Here is a 13,181-nt window from a genome sequence, read left to right as displayed (position 1 = left end):
TCCTGACCACCTTCTGGCGTTTCAGGTAGTACGTCCTGTTGGGCTGCCCCAGTCGGGTCAGCAGCCGAACTGCACACATCCCTCACAGACAGTCACAATCGATCACCGCTACAACGGGAGGGAACAGAGCCGCACAGAAACGATCAGCCATGGGCAAAGCGGGTCACCCCGCGAATGGCTCAAGTGCAGCGGACGCGGGGCCCCCAACGGTCGGGGCGCTGGAACGGCCGAGGTGCCAGCCTCTATGCTTCACCTCGCTTTCCTGCGCGGTTTCCGCCTCTGACGACGGCGCTCCACGCGGCGGGCCAGTCCGACCAGAGGTCTCCGGGACAGAACTGCACGGCGGGAGCGAACGGTGAGCGGAACCTCCGAAGGGCGCATGCCCGCGGCAGGCACAGCACCCTCTGCCCCACCACCCGGCCTCACGGAGCGTGACGACATGTGGCCGTCCGCGGGGGCCTCCTCCGGACCGCACGACTACCGGGCCGCCTTCCGGGCCGCCACGGTCCCGATGGCCGTCGTCGACCGCGAGGGTCTGATCGTCACCGCCAACGAGGCACTGGCCGCGCTGGCCGGTGTCGGCGCGGCCGCGCTGACCGCGCAGTCCGCATCGGATCTGGTCGACCTCGCCGCGGACGGCCGCACCTGGCACGCGTACCGCGAGGTGCTGCACGGCCGCCGCTCACGCTTCCGCTGCACCCGCCGGCTCAAGCACCCCGACGGGCGCTCGCTGTGGGCGGAGATCACCGTCGTACCGATGGACGCGGCCACCGATCCCGCCGCCCCCGAGCAGGGGGCCGGCGCCGCGCCCGGCCAGGTCCTGCTCTCCGTCGCCGACGTCAGCGACCGGCGCGAGCTCCAGAAGCGGCTGCGCCACCTCCAGATGCACGACCCGGTGACGCGGCTGCCCAACCGGACGCTGTTCTTCGAGCGGCTCTCGGCGGTCCTGGAGACGACGCCGTACCAGGACGACAGCATGCCCGAGCGGGGCCGGGTGGGGCTCTGCTACCTCGATCTGGACGGCTTCAAGGCCGTCAACGACACCCTGGGCCACCGGATCGGCGACCGGCTGCTGGCCGCTGTGGCGGCCCGGCTGACCGACTGCGCCGCGCAGGAGGGCCCGCACCCCATGGGCGCCCATCTCGTGGCGCGACTGGGCGGGGACGAGTTCGCGATCCTGGTCGAGGAATCCACCGGTACGCAGCAGCTGACCGATCTCGCCCGCACCGTGCTCGCCGCCTTGCAGCAGCCCTTCGACCTGGCCGGGCAGCGGCTCTCGGTCTCGGCGTCGATCGGTGTGGTGGAGCGCCCCGTGGCGGGCACTTCGGCCACGGGGCTGATGCAGGCGGCCGACACGACGCTGTACTGGGCGAAGGCGGACGGCAAGGCGCGCTGGACCCTCTTCGACCCCGAGCGCAACGCGCACCGGATGACCCGCCAGGCCCTGTCGTCCAATCTCCGCCCGGCGGTGGAGCGCGGCGAGTTCACCATCGAGTACCAGCCTCTGGTCTGCATGGCCGACGGTGTCGTACGTGGTGTGGAGGCGCTGGTGCGCTGGAACCACCCGCAGTTCGGCATGCTCTCGCCGAACCGGTTCGTCGCGATCGCCGAGGAGGACGGCTCGATCGTGCAGCTCGGCCGGTGGGTGCTGCGGGCGGCCTGCCGACAGGCCAGGCGCTGGCAGCTCGACCACCCGGACGAGCCGCCCCTGTTCATCAGCGTCAATGTCGCGGTACGGCAGGTCTGGGACTCCGACCTGGTCACCGACGTCGCGGAGATCCTCACCGAGACCGGCCTGGACCCGGCGCTGCTGCAGCTGGAGCTGACCGAGTCGGCGGTGATGGGGTCGGCGGGCCGGCCGCTGCAGGCCTTGCAGGCGCTCAGCGACATGGGCGTCCGGATCGCCATCGACGACTTCGGTACCGGCTACTCCAACCTCGCCTATCTGAGCCGCCTGCCGGTCTCCGTACTGAAGCTGGACGGCGCCTTCGTGCGTGGTTTCCGGTACGAGGACGGCACGCATCCCAGCCCGGCCGACGAGACGATCGTCGAGGCCATGGTCCAGCTGGCCCACCGCCTGGGCCTGACCGTCACCGCGGAGTGCGTGGAGACGGCCGGCCAGGCGGAACGGCTGCGGCGGATCGGCTGTGACACCGGCCAGGGCTGGCTCTACTCCCGGGCGGTCGGCCCGGAACGCATCGCGGAGCTGCTCGGCGCGCGGGCCCTGAAGGCCTGAGCCCTCCCGGAGGCCGCCCGGCGGGCCAACTGCCGCCCCGGCCCCGGCCCGCCGGACCGGCCTCCGGGCCGTCCGTCAGAGCGTCGGCAGGCCGTACGCGTCCGCGATGAGTCCGTAGCTGCGCAGGCGGGCCTCGCCGCCGTGGGCGTTGGCGGTGATCATCAGCTCATCGGCGCCGGTGCGCTTGGCCAGGTCGTCGAGGCCGGTGCGGACCTCGTCCGCGGTGCCGTGGACGATGTTGACGAGCCAGCTGTCGACGAACTCCCGCTCCATCGGGCTGAAGGCGTACGCCTCCGCCTCCTCGGGCGTCGGGACCAGTCCGGGGCGGCCGGAGCGCAGACGGAGCATCGACAGGGCGCCCGACAGCACCTGGCGGCGGGCCTCCCGCTCGTCCTCGGCTGCCAGGGCGGCGACGCCGATCAGGGCGTACGGGGCGTCCAGGACAGCGGACGGCTTGAAGGACTCGCGGTACAGCTCCAGGGCCGGAATCGTGTTCTGGGCCGAGAAGTGGTGGGCGAAGGCGAAGGGCAGGCCGAGCATGCCGGCCAGCCTGGCGCTGAAGCCGGAGGAGCCGAGCAGCCACAGCGGCGGCCGGCCCGGGGACTGGACGCCGCCCTCGGAGGTGGCCTGGACGGGGCCGGGGACCGCGTGGATGCGGGCGTAGGGGTGGCCGTCGGGGAAGTCGTCGTCCAGGAAGCGCGTCAGCTCCATGAGCTGCTGCGGGAAGTCGTCCGCGCCTTCGTTGAGGCGTTCGGTGCGGCGCAGGGCGGCGGCGGTGGCGCCGTCCGTTCCCGGGGCGCGGCCGAGGCCGAGGTCGATCCGGCCGGGGGCCATGGCCTCCAGGGTGCCGAACTGTTCGGCGATGACGAGCGGGGCGTGGTTGGGCAGCATGACACCGCCGGAGCCGAGCCGGATGCGCTCGGTGCGGGCGGCGGTGTGGGCCAGGATCACGGCCGGCGAGGAGGAGGCGACGCCGGGCATGGAGTGGTGCTCGGCGACCCAGTAGCGGTGGAAGCCACGGCTTTCGGCGAGCTGTGCGATCTCGACACCGGTCCGCAGGGCCTGGGTCGCGGTGCGGCCCTGGCCCACGGTGACGAGGTCAAGCACCGAGAGGGGCACGGGTGCCGTCCCCTCCGCCTTGCCACGGATCTCGTCGCCTCGAATCTCGTCCACGTCCTGGCCTCTCCGGTGGTGCTCGGCTGTGCTCGGTTCCGGAGAAGACCAACAGGAGGTTGACTCCGTTTATTCCGGACGAGCACCTTCCCTCACTGCCCGCCCGCCCCGCGCGTACGCCCGCCCGCTCCCCCACTCCACCGGGGCCGGCGGCGACTCGCGAGCCGCGAAGAGGGCGCCGAGCCTGGGCGCCCAGGCCGGGCGGTCGGCCAGTCGCAGGGCTTCCCGGGCGGCCACCTGATTGGCGGTGAGGACGGGTTTGCCGAGGAACTCCTCCAGTTCGGCGAGGTGGCCGACGGTGTGCAGGGCCGTGTCCGGCAGCAGAACGGCATCGGCCTCGGGCCGGTCGGCCGCGGCGGCCAGCTCCTTCACCTGGTCGAGCCCCCAGGCGGCGGCTTCGGCGGCACCGGACACGCCCGCGGCGTGGGTGGCGACCACTTCCATGCCCGCGGCCCCGAGGAACGCGCTGAAGTGCGCGGCGATGTCCTCGGGGTAGGTCGCGGCGACGGCCACCCGGTTGGCGCCCAGCTTCCGTACGGCGTGGATGAAGCCGATGGAGGTGCTGGAGGCCGGTACACCCGCCGCTCGTGCCACGGCCATGACCTGGTCGTGGGCGCCCTGCGAGCCGTACAGGAAGCTGCCGCCGTCGCACGCCCAGACGACGGACTGGACCCCGGAGCGCTGCAGCTCCTCGACCCCGGCGGCAAGCCGGCCGGGGGCGCCGAGCGCGCGCAGGGCGTCCTCGCGGTAGGCGCCGTCGGGGCTCTCCGTGTGGCGGACGACGAGCCGGATGGTGCTGTCGAGCAGGATCTCCATGCGCGGGTAGTCGTCCTCCGCGAAGTGGCCCGGGTAGAGGAATCCAACGGTCGTCATGTCCACCCTTCCTGTGTGGTGAAGCTCCCCCCGCTCTCCTGTCTCAAGTATTCCCCCATACGCCCCGGTCATCGCCCCGACCTGTTGACGGAGGCCCGAGCGACTGCGAGCGTGGTGCATCCGTCCACCCCGGCCGACGCGGAGGACCGCCCCCCATGCCGGAGCCCGTCCTGCTCGTCCTGGACGCCGATCCGCCGCCGCGACTGGGCCGGCTGGCCGGTCGGGTGCGCATCCGCCACGTCGACGGGGCGGGTCTGGCCGCGCAGCTCCCGTCGGCCGATGTCCTGCTGGTCTGGGACTTCACCTCCGACGCGGTACGGAACGCCTGGCCCGGCGACGGGCCGCGGCCCGCCTGGGTGCACACGGCGAGCGCGGGCGTGGACCGGCTGCTGTGCCCGGAGCTGGTGGACTGCGACACCGTGGTGACCAACGCCCGGGGGGTCTTCGAGCAGCCGATCGCCGAGTACGTGGCGGGGCTGGTGCTGGCGTTCGCCAAGGATCTTCCCGGCACGCTGGAGCTCCAGCGGCGGCGGCAGTGGCGCCACCGCGCGAGCGTCCCGGTCGCGGGCTCACGTGCCGTGGTCGTCGGCGCCGGGCCGATCGGGCGCGCGATCACCCGGCTGCTGATGGCCCTGGGCGTCGAGGTGGCGCTCGTGGGACGTACGGCGCGGCGCACGATCCACGGCGTCGGCGATCTGGGCCCGCTGGCCGCGCGGGCCGACTGGGTGATCTGCGCGGCACCGCTGACCCCGCAGACGTACGGGATGTTCGACAGCCGGTTCTTCGGACTGATGCAGCCGTCCGCGCGGTTCATCAACGTGGGACGCGGCCCGACGGTCGTCGAGGACCATCTCGCCGACGCCCTGCGCAAGCGGTGGATCGCGGGCGCGGCACTGGATGTCTTCGAACGGGAACCACTGGACCCGGAGGATCCGCTGTGGGACGTACCCGGTCTGATCGTGTCGCCGCACATGAGCGGAGACACGGTGGGCTGGCGCGACCGGCTGGGCGAGCAGTTCGTCGCGATGTACGAACGCTGGGCTGCCGGTGAGGCGTTGCCGAACGTGGTGGACAAGCAACTCGGCTACATCCCCGGCACGGACCGGGAGGAGTGACTCCAACCCGTGTCGCGCACGCCCCACTTCACCACCCCATGACGGACATCTGCGGGTAACACCCCGTCATGCGCCCTACCGGGCAGGGGAACACGCCCCGTTCATGCCCCGTGGCACTCCGTCCCCGCCCGGACACGGGAAGGTCACCCTCCGGCCACCGTTCGGTTACATGCGACTTCTTCCGGCATAGACGTACGGGATCGGGCAGGCGCTAACCCTGTCCGGACTGTTCGACCCCTCCAGGAGACTGCGAACCATGGCTGACTTCCCGAACCTGTCCCGCCGGGGCTTTCTCAACCGATCGGCGGCCGTGGGCGGTCTGCTCGTCGTCCCGGGCCTCCTCACCGCGTGCAGCAAGACCGGCGCCGACTCGGCGGACGGCGACGGAGCGCTCGACAAGCTTCGCAAGCAGGGTTTCGTCCGGGTGGCGTACGCCGACGAGGCCCCGTACGGCTACATGGAGGGCAAGGAGCTCAAGGGCGAGGCGCCCGCCCTGCACCGGGAGATCTTCAAGGCGCTGGGCGTGGACGAGCTGCGCCCCACCCTCTCCGAGTGGGACGGACTGATCCCGGGCCTGCAGGCCGGCAAGTACGACGTGGTCAGCGCCGGTATGGCGATCACCCCCGAGCGCTGCGCCAACGCCCTCTTCTCGGAGCCGGAGTTCATCTCTCCGACCGCGCTGATGGTGAAGAAGGGCAACCCGAAGAAGGTCACCGACCTGGCCTCCGCGAAGGCCGCCGGGATCACCGTCGGAGTGATGGCGGGCGCCGTCGAGGGCTCGTACGCCGAGGGCGCGGGGATAGCCAAGGACAAGATCAAGTCGCTGCAGAAGCCGCAGGACGGCGCCGACGCGGTCAAGGGCGGACGGGTCGACGCGTTCCTGCTGACCGGCATCTCGCTGCGCTGGCTGGCGAAGACCAACCCGGAGACCGAGGTCACCGAGGCCTTCCTGCCGGAGCTCGACGGGGTGAAGCAGTACAGCCCCGGCGGGGCCGTCTTCCGCAAGGGCAACGAGGAGCTGCGGGACGCGTTCAACCGCGAGCTGAAGAAGATCGTCTCCGACAGGTCGCGCTATGTGGAGCTGCTGCGGGACTACGGCTTCGGGGCCACCGAGCTTCCGCCGGCCACGCTGAAGACGGCCGATCTGTGCAAGGGCTGACAGGGACGGAACCCACCGCATGAGTGACTTCTTCTCCGCCTTCGCCGACGACCTGCCACAACTGCGCTCGGGACTGTGGGTGACCCTCCAGGCCACCGTCCTGGGCGCCCTGCTGGCGCTGTTCCTCTCATTCGTCCTCGGCCTGATGTCGATCAGCCGGCAGCTCGTCCCCCGGGGCGTCTCGCGCGTGGTGGTGGAGTTCTTCCGCGGCACCTCGCTGTACGTCCAGCTGTTCTGGCTCTATTACGCGATGCCACCGCTGACGGGTTACGAGCTGACGCCCCTGCTCTGCGGCGTCGTCGCCTTCGGGCTCAACTACGGGGCCTACGGCGCCGAGGTGGTGCGCGGCGCCATCAACTCCGTACCGCGGGCCCAGTACGAGGCGGCGGTCGCGCTGAACATGACGCCCCTGCACCGGATGCGCAAGGTGATCCTTCCGCAGGCGTGGGTGCAGATGATCCCGTCCTTCACCAACCTCTTCATCCAGCTGCTGAAGTGCACACCGCTGCTGTGGCTGATCTCGGCGGCCGACCTCATGACCGCGATCGAGAAGCTGCGCAGCCGTACGGGTGAGACCCTCACCGCGTATGTGACCCTGCTGGCCTGCTACTTCGTCCTGGCCTACGCGCTGACCCTGCTGATGAACCTGCTGGAGCGGTCCGCCAAGCGGCGGCTCGGCCTGGCAAGTGGCGGGGGAAGCCTGCTGAAGTCCCGCAGTGCCGTGACCGCCCCGGCCGCCGGAGGTGCCCGGTGAACGAGGGATTCGACTGGAACGCGGTCGGCGAAGCACTCCCCCTGGTCCTCCAGGGGTTCAAGGTCACCCTGCTCGCCACGGTGCTCGGCACGGTCGTCGCCGCGGTGCTCGGGCTGGCGATCGCGGTCGCCGGGCGGGCCCCCACCCGGTTCGTGACCGTGCCGGTGAAGATGGTGATGGAGTTCATCCGCTCCACCCCGCTGCTGGTCCAGCTGGTGGGCGCGGCCGCGCTGTTCACCTCGGTGGAACCGCTGACCATCGGCATCGTGGTGCTGGGCATCCACTACGCCACGTACACCTCGGAGGTGTACCGCGCCGGGATCGACGGTGTGCCGAAGGGCCAGTGGGAAGCCTGCCGGGCCCTGTCGATGACGCCCCGGCGGACCTGGCAGGCGGTGATCCTGCCGCAGGCGGTGCGCAACGTACTGCCCGCACTCGGGAACTACGCGATCTCGATGTTCAAGGAGACCCCGTTCCTCGCCGTGATCACGGTGCAGGAAATGGTCTTCGAAGCCCGTAAGTACGGGGGTGACCACTTCGCGTACACCGAGGTGTTCACACTCGCCGGACTGGTCTTCCTGGTCGCGAGCTACCCCACCTCGCTCCTGATGAGAAAGCTGGAGAAGCGCCTTGGCCACTGAACCTCTCCCCCTGCAGAAGACCGCGGCCACGGCCCCCGAGGACGTCGTCGCGGTCCCCGCCCCCCGGAGCACCGGACACCCGCTGGTCCGCTTCGACAAGGTCGTCAAGCGGTACGGCGACCATGTCGTGCTCGATCAACTGGACTTCGAGGTCGAGCGCGGCCGGCACGTCACCCTGATCGGACCCAGCGGCTCGGGCAAGACCACGATCCTGCGGCTGCTGATGACGCTGGAGAAGGTCAGCGACGGCGTGATCCGGATCAACGGTGATCCGCTGTCGCACATGAAGGCGGCGGACGGCTCGCTGAAGCCCGCTTCCGAGAAGCATCTGCGCGAGGCCCGGAAGAAGATCGGGATGGTCTTCCAGCAGTTCAACCTCTTCCCGAACATGAAGGTGCTGCAGAACATCACCGAGGCGCCCGTCAACGTCCTGGGCATGGACCGGGACAAGGCGGAGACCCGGGCCCGGGAGCTCCTCGACCTCGTCGGACTGTCAGCGAAGGTCGACGCGCATCCGTCCCAGCTCTCCGGCGGTCAGCAGCAGCGGGTCGCGATCGCGCGGGCGCTGGCGATGGAGCCGGAGATCCTGCTCCTGGACGAGGTGACGTCCGCGCTGGACCCCGAGCTCGTGGCGGGGGTGCTGGAGCTGCTGGGCGACATCGCCAGGAACACCGACATCACGATGCTGTGTGTGACCCATGAGATGAATTTCGCCCGGGACGTGTCGGATCAGGTACTGATGTTCGATGCCGGGCGGGTCGTGGAGTCGGGTTCGCCGGAAAAAATCTTCTCCGATCCCGAACACGAACGTACTCGCGAATTCCTCAACGCGGTGCTGTGACCTCGGCATCCGTCGATCGTCTTTGACTCCGGCATATGCCAGAGGAGTGCGCCCCAGCTGACAGAGCCGGGGCGCACCAGCCGGTGGCCAACAGCCGCCCCTGAACGGCCTCTTGGCGGCTATCGTGGTGCCAAAGCTTGCGGTCACAACCTGGTAGGGGGAAACCGTGGCGTTGAAGCCCGAACCGACGGCTCCGTTCCATTCGGTGCAGTACGCCCTTCGTGTACTCGAAACGGTGTCCAAGCACGGCAACGGCGTGACGAACGCCCAGATCGCCCGGGAGACGGGACTGCCCGTCGGGCACCTCGCCTCCCTGCTGCTGACACTGCGCCGCGAGGGGTACGTCGAGCAGATCACCGACGGCGCGTACGTCACCGGCTCCTCGCTGCTGCTTCTCGGTTCGGGCGCTGCCCGCCGGCAGGCCCTGGAGGCCAAGCTCCAGCAGATACTGGCGCAGCTCCGGGACTCGGTGGGGGCCGCGGTCTACATCAGCCGTTATGTGGACGGCGAGATCCGGGTCACGCAGTACGCCGACGGCCCACGGACGCCCGCGGTGAACGAGTGGGTGGACTTCCGGTCGGCGGCGCACGCCTCGGCGATCGGCAAGTGCCTGCTGACCCAGCTCGACCAGAACGGCCGGCGCGACCACCTCTCCCGCCACAAGATCGCCCGGCTGACGTCACGGACGATCACGAGCGAGAAGGTCCTCTTCTCCAAGCTGGACAGCCAGCCGGCGACGGTGCCGATGCTCGACCTCCAGGAGTACGCGGTCGGCACGGTGTGCGCGGCGGTGCCGCTGACGGCGGGGTCGTCGGCGGGATGCCTGGCACTGTCCCTGCCGGTCGAGGACGCGCACCGCCTGCGCGCGGCGGCGGACACTCTGAACCGGCAGGCGGCGCCGGTGCTGCTGTCACTGGCCCTGTAGAGCACCCAAGGAGGCGTCCGAGGGTGCTCGGGGGCACGTGTCATCAGCACCCCGGAGGACCAGGTATTATTTTCGAGTCAGCAGGCGCCGCTAGCTCAGTTGGTTAGAGCAGCTGACTCTTAATCAGCGGGTCCGGGGTTCGAGTCCCTGGCGGCGCACAGACACCACACGAGGCGGTCTCCGTTCAACGGAGGCCGCCTCGTGTGTTTTGTGCTGCCCGCACTTCTATACAAGCGTGTTACACAGGCGTACTAGACAGCCGTGTTAAACGCTCGTATATTTCCTGGCATGCCGAACCCAACGAGCACCACCGCGCTCCCCGGCGATCTCGCCGGACGTCGGGAGTGGACCGCCTTCGTGGTCCTGCTCCTCCCTCTCCTCCTGGTCTCGATGGACGTGTCCGTCCTGTTCTTCGCGATCCCGTCGATCGACCGGGACCTCGAGCCCAGTGCCACCCAGCAGCTCTGGATCTTCGATGTGTACGCCTTCGCGCTGGCCGGTCTCCTCATCACGATGGGCTCGCTCGGCGACCGGATCGGGCGCCGCAGGCTCCTGATGTTCGGCGCGGTCGCCTTCAGCGCCGCATCGGTCGGCGCCGCCTACGCCACCAGCCCGGAGATGCTCATCGCGGCCCGGGCACTGCTCGGGATCGGCGGGGCGACCCTGATGCCGTCGACCATGGGCCTGGTGCGGAACATGTTCCGTGACGAGCGGCAGCGCGGCCGGGCCATCGGTATCTGGTCCGGTGCCATGGCGGGCGGGATCGCGCTCGGCTCGGTGCTCAGCGGCGTGATGCTGGAGCACTTCTGGTGGGGCTCGGTCTTCCTCGTCAACGTGCCGGCGATGGTGCTGCTGCTGGTCCTGGTACCGGTGCTGGTGCCGGAGTTCAAGGACCCGAACCCCGGGCGCTTCGACTTCCTGAGCGTTCCGCTGTCCATGGGAGCCGTGCTGCCGGTCGTCTACGGGGTCAAGGAGACCGCCGCCGAGGGACTGGATCCGCGCAACGGTCTGATCGTCGCCGCCGGGCTCGCCGTCAGCTGGGTCTTCGTCCGGCGCCAGCGCCGCCGCTCCGACGCGATGATCAGCCGGGACCTGTTCCGCGACCGGAACTTCGCCGCCGGGATCGGGCTGAACGCGCTGGCCGCGTTCGCCATGATGGGGGCGTCGTTCTTCACCACGCAGTACCTGCAGTCGGTGCTCGGGATGAGCACGATGGAGGCCGCCCTGTGGAGCCTGGCCCCGTCGCTGGCGGTGGGCGCGGCCGCCCCCGCGGCCACCGCGGTCGCCCAGCGGACCGAGCGCGCCCGGGTGATCTGCGCCGGGTTCGTCATCGCCGCCGCCGGATTCGGAGTCCTCGCCCTGTCGGGTACGGACTCCCTGGCGATCCTGCTCATCGGCTCGGCCGTGATGAGCTGCGGGATCGTCACCGTGATGGCGCTCGTCTCGGACCTGGCCATGTCGACCAGTCCGCCGGAGAAGGCGGGCTCGGCGGCCTCGCTGCTGGAGACGGGGCAGGAGTTCGGCGGGGCGATGGGGATGGCGCTGCTGGGAGCGGTGGCGACCGCGGTCTACACCGCGGACATGCCGGACGCCGCGCCGGAGGTGGCCCGCAGGACGTTGCCGGGGGCGTTGTCCACCGGCGACGGTTCGCTGATCGCGGTCGGGCGGGACGCCTTCGTGCACAGCATGCAGTACGCCTCGGTGGCGGGGGGGCTGCTCCTGCTGGTGGGGGCCGTGCTGGCGGTGACGCGTCTGCGCCGGACGGCCGCCGGCTCAGAGCCCTCCGTCGCGTGAGGACAGCAGATCATGGCGCCCGTGCTCCTCGTACTCCCGCACCAGCGACGCGAGTTGTGCGTCGCCGAACGGTACGTACGCCCCGCCGTCCTCGTTCCACCACAGCGGCCCCCCCGGACCAGAACCCCTCACGCCGCAGCTCGATCCGGTGCACCTTGTTCGTCGCCGTCACCGGCATCGCCCGGACGACACGCACGAACCGGGGGGCCATCTTCGTCCCCAGATCGGGCTGGTCACCGAGGAAGGCGGCGAACGCCTCCGGATCGAACCGCGCCCCGTCGCGCAGGGCCAGCGCCGCCATGACCTGGTCCCCCGCGACCGGGTCGGGCACCGCGTAGACCGCCACGGCCGCCGCGTCGCTCCAGCGGGCCAGGATGTTCTCGATCATCGCGGCGGCCAGGTTCTCGCTGTCGACCCGCAGCCGGTCCTCCGTACGGCCCGCGAAGTACAGGAAGCCGTCGGCGTCGCGGAAGAAGAGGTCGCCGGTCCAGTACCAGCCGCCGCGCACCCGGGCGGCGTCGGCCGTCTCGTTGCGCCAGTACCCCTCGAAGGGCGTCCGGCCGCGGCTGACCAGCTCTCCTATCGCGGCGCCACCGTTGAGCAGGGTGCCGCAGGAGTCGAAGACCGCGGCGACGCGCTCCCTGCCGCTCGACGGGTCGACGACGGCGAGATCGTCGCGGTCGGACGCCCGGCCGATCGCACCCGGCGGGGTGTCCGGCGTCCGCTGGATCGCCGCACCGCCCTCCGAGGAGCCGTACCCCTCGACCAGTCGCACCCCGAACCGCTCCCGGAAGCGGGCCGCGTCCACCGCGCCGGCCTCGGTGCCGAAACCCAGCCGCAGCGGGTGCTCGCGGTCGTCGGGCCGCTCGGGAGTGGCCAGCAGGTACTGCACGGCACGGCCGACATAGGTGAAGTACGTGGCGCCGTGCGCGCGTACGTCGTCCAGGAAACCGGACGCGGAGAAGCGGCGGCGCAGGGCGACGGCGGCACCGGCGGACAGAGCGGGTGCCCAGTCGGCGATCACCGCGTTGCCGTGGAACATCGGCATGCAGACGTAGTGGACGTCCTCGCCCCAAATCCCGAACTGGTCGACGAGCGACCGCCCGGCCGCCGCCAGCCGCCCCTGGGTGCAGATCGCGGCCTTGGGCGCGCCGGTGGACCCCGAGGTGAAGTACAGGAGCATCCGGGTCGCGGGACCGGGCCGGGTCAGGACGGTGTCGCCGGGGCGCGCCCCGGCGTAGGGGGCGAGAAGCGCGGTGTACGCGTCGGTGTCCGTGACCAGTACGCGTACGCCGGGCAGCGCGAGGCCGTCGAGCAGCGCCAGATGGGCGCGCTCGGTGACCAGCACCCGGCATTCGGTGTGCAGGATGTCGCGGGCCAGCTCGGCGCCGCGACGCGTGGGGTTGATTCCTGCTACGGCGGCCCCGGCCAGGGCCGCCGCGCTCAACCACAGCGGGAATTCAGGGGTGTTGTCCAAAAGCACCCCGAGGTGCGGTTCACTGCCCGCCGGCAGCAGATCCGCCAGGAGCGCGGCCCGTGCGGCAGCGCCCGAGGCGACCTGGTGGTGACTGAGGACGGTGCCCTCGTGTCTCAACCCGGGCCGGTGGTCGCCCCATTGGCGCTGTACGAGCTCCGCGACGGTGCCTGCGCTCCCCATGGCGCCGCACGGT

10 protein-coding genes, 1 tRNA gene and 1 pseudogene are annotated in these 13,181 nt (G+C 70.7%); 9 read left to right on the top strand and 3 right to left on the bottom strand.

What is annotated here, in order from left to right; translation table 11 throughout:
• Window positions 1-439 precede the first annotated feature (439 nt).
• A complete protein-coding gene (locus OG538_RS23660) occupies window positions 440-2,236 on the top strand; it encodes a putative bifunctional diguanylate cyclase/phosphodiesterase (protein ID WP_406096690.1) in 1,797 nt (598 codons plus the stop codon).
• Between the two features lie 75 nt (window positions 2,237-2,311).
• On the opposite strand, the gene OG538_RS23655 is transcribed toward OG538_RS23660, so the two are convergent.
• Both OG538_RS23655 and OG538_RS23650 read right to left on the bottom strand, forming a co-directional pair.
• Entirely contained in the window at window positions 2,312-3,409 is a 1,098-nt protein-coding gene (locus OG538_RS23655) for an LLM class flavin-dependent oxidoreductase (RefSeq protein WP_406096688.1), read from the bottom strand.
• A 69-nt stretch (window positions 3,410-3,478) separates the two neighbouring features.
• Window positions 3,479-4,282: a decarboxylase gene (locus OG538_RS23650; protein WP_406096686.1), complete on the bottom strand. Its 804-nt coding sequence runs from the start codon at window positions 4,280-4,282 to the stop codon at window positions 3,479-3,481.
• A gap of 155 nt (window positions 4,283-4,437) precedes the next feature.
• Here OG538_RS23650 and OG538_RS23645 point away from each other — a divergent pair, with 155 nt between their 5' ends.
• The 8 genes from OG538_RS23645 (at window position 4,438) to OG538_RS23610 (ending at window position 11,511) form a co-directional block, all read left to right on the top strand.
• On the top strand, window positions 4,438-5,397 hold the full coding sequence (locus OG538_RS23645) for a D-2-hydroxyacid dehydrogenase (RefSeq protein ID WP_406096684.1): 960 nt from the start codon (window positions 4,438-4,440) through the stop codon (window positions 5,395-5,397).
• A gap of 256 nt (window positions 5,398-5,653) precedes the next feature.
• Complete coding sequence (gene ehuB / locus OG538_RS23640) at window positions 5,654-6,556, top strand: ectoine/hydroxyectoine ABC transporter substrate-binding protein EhuB (protein ID WP_406096682.1); 903 nt, start codon at window positions 5,654-5,656, stop codon at window positions 6,554-6,556.
• A 19-nt stretch (window positions 6,557-6,575) separates the two neighbouring features.
• Entirely contained in the window at window positions 6,576-7,310 is a 735-nt protein-coding gene (ehuC, locus tag OG538_RS23635) for an ectoine/hydroxyectoine ABC transporter permease subunit EhuC (RefSeq protein ID WP_406096680.1), read from the top strand.
• Window positions 7,307-7,951, top strand: a complete 645-nt coding sequence (ehuD, locus tag OG538_RS23630) for an ectoine/hydroxyectoine ABC transporter permease subunit EhuD (RefSeq protein WP_406096678.1) — start codon at window positions 7,307-7,309, stop codon at window positions 7,949-7,951. The genes ehuC and ehuD overlap by 4 nt, the downstream gene beginning before the upstream one ends.
• Window positions 7,941-8,792 carry an ectoine/hydroxyectoine ABC transporter ATP-binding protein EhuA gene (gene ehuA, locus OG538_RS23625; protein ID WP_406096676.1) on the top strand — a complete coding sequence of 284 codons (852 nt, stop codon included), beginning with the start codon at window positions 7,941-7,943 and terminating at the stop codon, window positions 8,790-8,792. Before ehuD ends, ehuA begins: the two co-directional genes overlap by 11 nt.
• Before the next feature lie 166 nt (window positions 8,793-8,958).
• A complete protein-coding gene (locus tag OG538_RS23620) occupies window positions 8,959-9,717 on the top strand; it encodes an IclR family transcriptional regulator (RefSeq protein WP_406096674.1) in 759 nt (252 codons plus the stop codon).
• A gap of 84 nt (window positions 9,718-9,801) precedes the next feature.
• Window positions 9,802-9,875 (top strand) — tRNA-Lys (locus OG538_RS23615).
• A gap of 130 nt (window positions 9,876-10,005) precedes the next feature.
• Window positions 10,006-11,511, top strand: a complete 1,506-nt coding sequence (locus OG538_RS23610) for an MFS transporter (protein ID WP_406096672.1) — start codon at window positions 10,006-10,008, stop codon at window positions 11,509-11,511.
• On the opposite strand, the pseudogene OG538_RS23605 reads toward OG538_RS23610, so the two are convergent.
• Window positions 11,491-13,168, bottom strand: a pseudogene (locus OG538_RS23605) (AMP-binding protein). The gene OG538_RS23610 and the pseudogene OG538_RS23605 overlap by 21 nt on opposite strands.
• Between the last annotated feature and the right edge of the window lie 13 nt (window positions 13,169-13,181).

The organism is Streptomyces sp. NBC_01013 (assembly GCF_045162765.1).
Classification (GTDB): Bacteria; Actinomycetota; Actinomycetes; order Streptomycetales; family Streptomycetaceae; genus Streptomyces.
This window is presented reverse-complemented; position numbering and strand designations above follow the sequence as displayed.

Coding starts and splice junctions, on each gene's coding strand:
- OG538_RS23660 (WP_406096690.1), top strand. CDS start 440: ATGTGGCCGTCCGCGGGGGCCTCCTCCGGACCGCACGACTACCGGGCC.
- OG538_RS23650 (WP_406096686.1), bottom strand. CDS start 4,282: ATGACGACCGTTGGATTCCTCTACCCGGGCCACTTCGCGGAGGACGAC.
- OG538_RS23645 (WP_406096684.1), top strand. CDS start 4,438: ATGCCGGAGCCCGTCCTGCTCGTCCTGGACGCCGATCCGCCGCCGCGA.
- ehuB (WP_406096682.1), top strand. CDS start 5,654: ATGGCTGACTTCCCGAACCTGTCCCGCCGGGGCTTTCTCAACCGATCG.
- ehuC (WP_406096680.1), top strand. CDS start 6,576: ATGAGTGACTTCTTCTCCGCCTTCGCCGACGACCTGCCACAACTGCGC.
- OG538_RS23610 (WP_406096672.1), top strand. CDS start 10,006: ATGCCGAACCCAACGAGCACCACCGCGCTCCCCGGCGATCTCGCCGGA.